At 53.6% G+C, this 1,700-nt stretch carries 1 tRNA gene and 1 rRNA gene; both read left to right on the top strand.

The window, feature by feature from the left end:
* Nucleotide 1 precedes the first annotated feature (1 nt).
* Nucleotides 2-1,490: ribosomal RNA gene (locus V7K41_RS15880) — 16S ribosomal RNA — on the top strand.
* Between the two features lie 130 nt (nt 1,491-1,620).
* Nucleotides 1,621-1,694: transfer RNA gene (locus V7K41_RS15885), tRNA-Ile, on the top strand.
* Nucleotides 1,695-1,700 lie beyond the last annotated feature (6 nt).

The raw sequence follows: 1,700 nt of genomic DNA on the forward strand, positions 1-1,700 counted from the left end.
CAAAACGGAGAGTTTGATCCTGGCTCAGGATGAACGCTGGCGGTATGCTTAACACATGCAAGTCGAACGGAATCTTCGGATTCAGTGGCGGACGGGTGAGTAACGCGTGAGAATCTGGCTTCAGGTCTGGGACAACCACTGGAAACGGTGGCTAATACCGGATGTGCCGAAAGGTGAAAGGCTTGCTGCCTGAAGATGAGCTCGCGTCTGATTAGCTAGTTGGAAGTGTAATGGACTCCCAAGGCGACGATCAGTAGCTGGTCTGAGAGGACGATCAGCCACACTGGGACTGAGACACGGCCCAGACTCCTACGGGAGGCAGCAGTGGGGAATTTTCCGCAATGGGCGAAAGCCTGACGGAGCAATACCGCGTGAGGGAGGAAGGCTCTTGGGTCGTAAACCTCTTTTCTCAGGGAAGAACACAATGACGGTACCTGAGGAATAAGCATCGGCTAACTCCGTGCCAGCAGCCGCGGTAATACGGAGGATGCAAGCGTTATCCGGAATGATTGGGCGTAAAGCGTCCGCAGGTGGCAATGTAAGTCTGCTGTTAAAGAGTCTAGCTCAACTAGATACAAGCAGTGGAAACTACATAGCTAGAGTACGTTCGGGGCAGAGGGAATTCCTGGTGTAGCGGTGAAATGCGTAGAGATCAGGAAGAACACCAGTGGCGAAGGCGCTCTGCTAGGCCGTAACTGACACTGAGGGACGAAAGCTAGGGGAGCGAATGGGATTAGATACCCCAGTAGTCCTAGCCGTAAACGATGGATACTAGGCGTGGCTTGTATCGACCCGAGCCGTGCCGTAGCTAACGCGTTAAGTATCCCGCCTGGGGAGTACGCCGGCAACGGTGAAACTCAAAGGAATTGACGGGGGCCCGCACAAGCGGTGGAGTATGTGGTTTAATTCGATGCAACGCGAAGAACCTTACCAAGGCTTGACATGTCGCGAATCTTCTTGAAAGGGAAGAGTGCCTTCGGGAGCGCGAACACAGGTGGTGCATGGCTGTCGTCAGCTCGTGTCGTGAGATGTTGGGTTAAGTCCCGCAACGAGCGCAACCCTCGTTTTTAGTTGCCAGCATTAAGTTGGGCACTCTAGAGAGACTGCCGGTGACAAACCGGAGGAAGGTGGGGATGACGTCAAGTCAGCATGCCCCTTACGCCTTGGGCTACACACGTACTACAATGCTCCGGACAGAGGGCAGCTACCACGCGAGTGCAAGCAAATCCCGCAAACCGGAGCTCAGTTCAGATCGCAGGCTGCAACTCGCCTGCGTGAAGGAGGAATCGCTAGTAATTGCAGGTCAGCATACTGCAGTGAATTCGTTCCCGGGCCTTGTACACACCGCCCGTCACACCATGGAAGCTGGTAGTGCCCGAAGTCATTACTCCAACCATTCGTGGAGGAGGATGCCTAAGGCAGGACTGGTGACTGGGGTGAAGTCGTAACAAGGTAGCCGTACCGGAAGGTGTGGCTGGATCACCTCCTTTATAGGGAGACCTACACCCCTCAGAAATCGAAAAACACAAAGTTAAATAGATACTGAGTTGGTCTAACCTAGGTCGGTCGCAGACATTTGTATGATGTAGAAAGCTTTCAAACTATGATTTGGTTCGATATGGGCTATTAGCTCAGGTGGTTAGAGCGCACCCCTGATAAGGGTGAGGTCCCTGGTTCGAGTCCAGGATGGCCCACCTGAA

This window comes from Nostoc sp., assembly GCF_036917415.1.
Classification (GTDB): Bacteria; Cyanobacteriota; Cyanobacteriia; order Cyanobacteriales; family Nostocaceae; genus Nostoc.